Source organism: Trinickia sp. (assembly GCF_036503415.1).
Taxonomy (GTDB): Bacteria; Pseudomonadota; Gammaproteobacteria; order Burkholderiales; family Burkholderiaceae; genus Trinickia.
The window spans coordinates 1-6,374 of the sequence record NZ_DASXWY010000021.1; the positions used below are offsets into that span (position 1 = coordinate 1).

Sequence of the window (6,374 nt, forward strand, 5' to 3'; positions counted from 1 at the left end):
CCGCTGGAAACGCTCGCGAGCCGCGGAGAGCTTGCCGCATACGAACACGACGGGTTCTGGCAGCCCATGGATACGCTGCGCGACAAGAATCACCTCGAGGAACTGTGGCAGAGCGGCAAGGCTCCATGGAAGGTGTGGTGATGCAATCGACAACGTTTTGGCGCGGCAAGAAGGTATTTGTCACGGGCCACACGGGCTTCAAAGGCAGCTGGCTCACGCTGTGGCTGCAGGCCCTCGGCGCGAAGGTCACGGGGTACGCCCTTGCGCCGGACACCACGCCGAATCTGTTCGAGCTGGCCCGCGTCGCGGACGGAATCGACTCTGTCATCTCCGATATTCGCGATCGACATGCAGTCTTGAACGCGATGAAAGCGGCCTCGCCCGAAATCGTCATTCATATGGCGGCGCAGCCGCTCGTGCGCGAGTCGTATGCAAGCCCCGTCGAGACCTATGAAACGAATGTCATGGGCACGGTGCATGTGCTGGAAGCGGTTCGCCATGTTCCAGGCGTGAAATCTGTCGTCATCGTCACGACCGACAAGTGCTACGAGAACCACGAATGGGAATGGGGCTACCGCGAAAATGAGGCGATGGGCGGCTACGATCCCTATAGCAGCAGTAAAGGCTGCGCGGAGCTCGTCACTGCGGCCTATCGGCGCTCATTCTTCAATCCGTCGACATACGCAACGCATGGTGTCGCCATCGCGAGTGCCCGCGCGGGTAACGTGATCGGCGGGGGGGATTGGGCAACCGATCGCCTCATTCCGGACATCATGCGAGCGATCATGCGCGAGGAGCGGGTCCGCATCCGGAGCCCCCACGCTATCCGGCCTTGGCAACACGTTCTCGAGCCGCTCAGCGGATATCTGCTGCTTGCCGAAAAGCTGTACTCGGAACAAAGCCGCTACGCCGAAGCATGGAATTTCGGCCCCAACGATGCGGATGCGCGCCCCGTCCAGGCTATTGTCGAACGCCTCACGTCCCAATGGGGAGACGGTGCTAGCTGGGCGTTGGATGGCGACGAGCACCCGCACGAAGCGACTTTCCTGAAGCTGGATTGCTCGAAAGCACGCAACCGGCTCGGCTGGCAGCCTCGATGGAATCTCGAGCGTGCCTTGGACGAAATCGTCGCCTGGTACAAGGCCGCCGCACGTCAAGAGGACATGCGGGCCGTCACGCTCAAACAGATAGATCAATTTACTCAATCCTGAAGCCCATGAACAAAGATCAGATCCGCGAGCAGATCGTCGCCCTCGTGCGCCAGTACGGCGAAATGGCGACACAAAAGCCGGCGTTCGAACCGGGACAGACCGTCATCCCACCGTCCGGCAAAGTGATCGGTGCGCGCGAGATGGAGCTGATGGTTGAAGCCTCGCTCGATGGCTGGCTGACGACGGGCCGGTTCAACGACGCGTTCGAGAAAAAGCTGGCACAGTTTCTAGGCGTCAACCATCTTATTACGGTGAACTCCGGCTCCTCGGCCAATCTGATTGCGTTCTCGACGCTGACTTCACCGAAGCTTGGCGATCGCGCAATTCGCCCCGGCGATGAAGTCATCGGTGTAGCTGCGGGCTTCCCGACAACGGTCAACCCGATCATTCAATTCGGCGCCATTCCTGTTTTTGTGGATGTCGAACTCGGCACCTACAACATCGACGCTTCGAAGATCGAAGCGGCAATCTCGCCGAAGACCAAGGCGATCATGCTCGCGCATACCTTGGGCAACCCGTACAACCTCGAAGTCATCACGGCGCTGTGCAAAAAGCACAACCTGTGGCTCGTCGAGGATTGCTGCGACGCGCTCGGGGCGACGTACAACGGTCAACTGGTCGGCACCTTCGGCGACATCGGCACGCTCAGCTTCTACCCTGCCCATCACATTACGATGGGAGAAGGCGGTGCTGTCTTTACCAATAACCCCGATCTAAAGCTGATCGCGGAATCCTTCCGCGACTGGGGACGCGATTGCTACTGCGCGCCGGGTAAAGACAATACCTGCGGAAAGCGTTTTTGCTGGAAGCTCGGCAATCTGCCCGAAGGCTACGATCACAAGTACACGTACTCGCATCTCGGATACAACCTCAAGATCACCGACATGCAGGCAGCTTGTGCACTCGCTCAGATGGACCGGCTCGAAGGTTTCATCAAAGCTCGCCGGGACAACTTCGCGTATCTGCATGACAGACTGCAGTCCTGCACCGAGTTCCTGATTCTGCCGCACGCGACGCCGAATTCGGACCCGTCGTGGTTCGGTTTCCCGATCACGCTCAAGCCCGAGGCGAACGTTCGCCGCGTCGACTTGCTCGGTTACCTGGATCAAAACAAGATCGGCACGCGCCTGTTGTTCGCGGGCAATCTCACGCGCCAGCCGTACATGATCGGACGGGAATACCGCGTCAGCGGCGACCTGACGAACACCGATATCGTCATGAACCAGACGTTCTGGGTTGGCGTCTATCCGGGCCTTGGCCGCGAGATGCTCGATTTCGTTGCGGAAAAGATCGAGACGTTTCTCGGCGTAAATTTCTAACCGAGTTTCCATGCGTAAGCCGCTGCCCCAGGACGACTTGCAATTCATCGTCGAACAGACCGCTGACGTGTGGGCGACGTTCGACGGGGCACGGCTGTTCGTGACCGGAGGCACGGGGTTCATCGGCTCGTGGCTGCTCGAAGCCATTCAGCATGCCAACCGCGTGACGTCTTCACACGTCGAAGTCGTCACGTTGAGCCGCAATGCCGCGAAGGCACGCGAGTACGCACCGCATCTGTTCGACGATGGCAGCGTGACGCTCATTGAAGGCGATGTCACCACCTTCGAGGCAGATGTTGGCCGCATCGATTTCTGCATCCATGCCGCCACCGATGTCGCCGACACGAAGAAGGCGGCCGACGCTCTGCGTATGTTCGATACCGGTGTCGCCGGCACGCGACGGGTGCTGGACTTTGCGCGGAAAAGCGGCGTGGCGCGCTTACTGCTGACCTCGAGCGGTGCGGTCTATGGTCCGCAACCGCCCTCCATCGAAAAGATGCCGGAAAGCTATATGGGCGCGCCCGATCCGCTTGACCCCACCACGGCATACGGCCAGGGCAAACGAGCAGCCGAGTGGCTCGCGGCGACCTATGCCCGGGAGGGGGATCTGCAAGTCGCCATCGCGAGAATCTATGCGCTCGTCGGTCCGGGCATTCCACTAGACGGCCCGTTCGCAGCAGGCAATTTCATACGCGACGCAATTGCCGGCCGGCCCATCAGCATGAAAGGCGACGGGCGGCCGCTGCGCAGCTATCTGTACATGGCCGATACCTGCATTTGGCTTTTGCACATGCTGCTTCACGCAGAGAATGGCCAAGCCTACAACGTCGGCTCGGAAGATGCGCTGTCTATCGCCGCGTTGGCGAAGACGATCGAACGCCTATGCGGATCGAGGGACTCGGGCCTGCCGACCGCGGCGCGCAACGACTCGGATGCGCCTCGCTACGTACCCGATACATCGAAGGCCCGAAGATCACTCGGCCTCGCGCAATACACCGGATTGGAAACAGCCTTGTCCAAAACTATCAACTGGAACAGAACGGCGGTGACGCAATGAAAGCCTTCGACGCGACACGCATTCGCAAGACGATTCTCGATATGGCCTACGCAGGATCGACTGTTCACATCGGCTGCGCGTTCTCCATTGTCGAACTGCTGGCTGTGCTCTACCGGAACCACTTGCGCTTGGACAAGGACGATCCGCGCTCGTCGCGACGAGACTACATGGTCCTCAGCAAAGGACATGGCGTCATGGCGCAATATGCATGTCTGAATGAAATCGGCTGGCTGTCGGATGAAGAACTCGGGCGATATTTTGGGAACGGCACACGCCTCAAAGGGCTTGCCGATGCTCATGTGCCAGGGGTCGAGGCGACTGCCGGCTCGCTCGGGCACGGGCTATCGGTCGGAGTCGGACTCGCGCTCGGCGCGAAACGCAATGGCACGGACCAAATCTGCTACGCCCTCGTGGGAGACGGTGAGCTGAACGAAGGCGCAGTCTGGGAAGCCGCTCTGTTCGCCTCCCAGTTTAAGCTCGACAACGTCGTTGTCATCGTCGACGCAAACGGGTTTCAAGCGATGGGCACGACCGACGAAGTCATGGGCCTCGGGAATGTGGCGGCGAAGTTCGCCGCATTCGACTTCGATGTAGCGACGATCGACGGTCACGACGAGACTGCCATTGACGCGGCATATCGCGATTTGAAGAGCATGAAGAACGGTCGGCCCAAAGCCATCGTCGCAAAAACGGTAAAGGGCAAAGGTGTGTCGTTCATGGAGAACGACAACATTTGGCATTACACCCGCCTCACGCCTCAGACCTATGAGGCCGCCGTGTCCGAACTCAGGGGTAAAGCATGAGAGACGCTTTCTCGAACGCACTGGTTGCCGCGGCCCAGAAGGATCCCAGGGTCTTGCTGCTCACGGGCGATCACGGATACGCTTTGTTCGATCCGTTCCGTAAGGCTTGCCCCGACCAATATATGAACTGCGGCATCGCCGAGCAGAATATGGTGGGTGTCGCAGCCGGCCTTGCAAAAGCCGGCTTCCGGCCCATCGTTTATGGGCTCGCGGCATTCGTGCCGATCCGGGTGCTCGAGCAAATCAAGATCGATGTCTGCTACGAAAACCTGCCGGTGACATTCATCGGGGACGGCGCAGGTGTCGTTTACGCGCAGCTGGGAACGAGCCATCAAAGCACGGAAGACATCGCGGCGTTGCGCGCCGTACCGCAAATCTCCATTTATTCGCCCGCGGACGGCTTTGAACTGAACGCATGCTTCGATCAGATTCTGCAGCGCGAAGCCCCAGCTTATTTGCGCATGGGCAAAGCCGACCTGGGCGATGTACACAGCGCTCCGTTGCCCGCCTCAGCTTGTAACGAATTGCTGCCTCTATCGAGCACCGGCACTGCGCCCTATCTGTTTGTTGCGACAGGGTCCGGCGTCAAGCTCGCTCAAAAGGTCGCTGCGGCGATCGGTGGGGCCGACGTCGTCTCGGCGTCGTGCCTGAAGCCGTTTCCCGAGGCATCGCTTCGCAAGTTGGCTGAAGGGCGCGAGGGGATCGTCACTTTCGAAGAGCACTCCATTTATGGTGGGCTCGGTGGCATCGTGGCCGAAACACTGATGGGCCGTTATACGGGAACGTTCATTCGCATAGGGATCGAGGACCGCTTCAGTACGCTGTGCGGCAACTATTCCTTCGTCATGGAGAGCCATGGCCTGGGTGCGGTGGACGTCGAGAACCGTATCCGGAAAACGCTCGAAGAAAATGTCCAGTACCAACAGTGAAAGCACGGGCAGCCCGCTCCGTGAGCCCCCGGTGAGCCTACCTCAGCGCGAAACCGCTGCGGCGACGTTCGTGCAACTCCTGCGCTTCTTGGTCGTGGGTGGATTGAACACCGTATTCGGCTATTCGTTGTTCGCCGCGTTCACGTACTTCGGCATGCCCTACCCTGCCGCGATCGGTCTTGCGACCGTCGGTGGCGTCCTATTCAATTTCCAAAGCATCGGACGCCTGGTTTTCAATGGTGCGCCGCGCTCACGGTTCTGGCGATTCGTTGGTGTCTATATCGTCATCTACCTGCTGAACCTGGGTGGCGTTCGCCTCTTGCTCGGCCTGTGGCCAAACGTGTACATCGCCAACGCAATCACGCTCGTCCCGCTTAGCGTCATTGCTTTTATCCTCAATCGTCGATTCGTTTTCAACTTGCCATGAAGCACATTACGGTCGTCACGCCCTGCTTCAACGAGGAAGAGAATGTGGAAGCGGTCTACGCCGAAGCGCGCCGCGTTCTCTCTTCGATTCCCGGGATCACCTACGATCACCTGTTCATCGACAACGCATCGACCGACTCCACTGTCGCGAAGCTTCGTGTGATCGCAGCCGGCGATCCGGCCGTCAGTGTGATTGTCAATGCTCGGAATTTTGGGCACATCCGGTCACCGATGCATGGGCTTCTGCAAGCGAAAGGCGATGCAGTGATATTGCTCGTCGCCGACTTGCAGGACCCACCCGACCTGATGCGCGAATTCGTCGAAAAATGGCTCGCAGGTGCACCGATCGTCGTTGGCGTCAAACCCGAGGCCAAGGAATCGCAGCTGTTTTTTGCGCTGCGAAGGATGTACTACCGCCTCGTCACGCGGATTGCCAACGTGAAGCTGATTCAAAACTTCACCGGCTTCGGCCTGTACGACCGCAAGGTCATCGAGATCCTGAGGAAGATCGATGATCCGTATCCGTACTTCCGCGGGCTCATCTGCGAGATCGGCTTCGATGCCGTGCAGATCCCCTACGTGCAGCCTCGACGCAAACGAGGAATCTCGAAGAACAACTTTTATACGCT

The 6,374-nt window shown here is 59.2% G+C and carries 7 protein-coding genes and 1 pseudogene; all 8 read left to right on the top strand.

The window, feature by feature from the left end; genetic code table 11:
* Positions 1 to 141: pseudogene (locus VGL01_RS03090) on the top strand (glucose-1-phosphate cytidylyltransferase); the annotation flags it as partial.
* Positions 141 to 1,211 (top strand): CDP-glucose 4,6-dehydratase, encoded by a 1,071-nt coding sequence (gene rfbG, locus VGL01_RS03095; protein WP_331566971.1) that lies wholly within the window; start codon positions 141 to 143, stop codon positions 1,209 to 1,211. The pseudogene VGL01_RS03090 and the gene rfbG, both read left to right, overlap by 1 nt.
* A gap of 5 nt (positions 1,212 to 1,216) precedes the next feature.
* Positions 1,217 to 2,530, top strand: a complete 1,314-nt coding sequence (rfbH, locus tag VGL01_RS03100; RefSeq protein WP_331566959.1) for a lipopolysaccharide biosynthesis protein RfbH — start codon at positions 1,217 to 1,219, stop codon at positions 2,528 to 2,530.
* Positions 2,531 to 2,540: 10 nt separating this feature from the next.
* Positions 2,541 to 3,587 (top strand): NAD-dependent epimerase/dehydratase family protein, encoded by a 1,047-nt coding sequence (locus VGL01_RS03105; protein ID WP_331566961.1) that lies wholly within the window; start codon positions 2,541 to 2,543, stop codon positions 3,585 to 3,587.
* Positions 3,584 to 4,390, top strand: coding sequence for a transketolase (locus tag VGL01_RS03110; protein ID WP_331566963.1), 807 nt, complete (start codon positions 3,584 to 3,586; stop codon positions 4,388 to 4,390). Before VGL01_RS03105 ends, VGL01_RS03110 begins: the two co-directional genes overlap by 4 nt.
* Complete coding sequence (locus tag VGL01_RS03115) at positions 4,387 to 5,319, top strand: transketolase family protein (RefSeq protein ID WP_331566965.1); 933 nt, start codon at positions 4,387 to 4,389, stop codon at positions 5,317 to 5,319. The genes VGL01_RS03110 and VGL01_RS03115 overlap by 4 nt, the downstream gene beginning before the upstream one ends.
* 31 nt (positions 5,320 to 5,350) lie before the next feature.
* Positions 5,351 to 5,746, top strand: coding sequence for a GtrA family protein (locus tag VGL01_RS03120; RefSeq protein ID WP_331566967.1), 396 nt, complete (start codon positions 5,351 to 5,353; stop codon positions 5,744 to 5,746).
* On the top strand, positions 5,743 to 6,374 hold a 632-nt coding region (locus tag VGL01_RS03125; protein ID WP_331566969.1), incomplete at its 3' end, for a glycosyltransferase family 2 protein. The genes VGL01_RS03120 and VGL01_RS03125, both read left to right, overlap by 4 nt.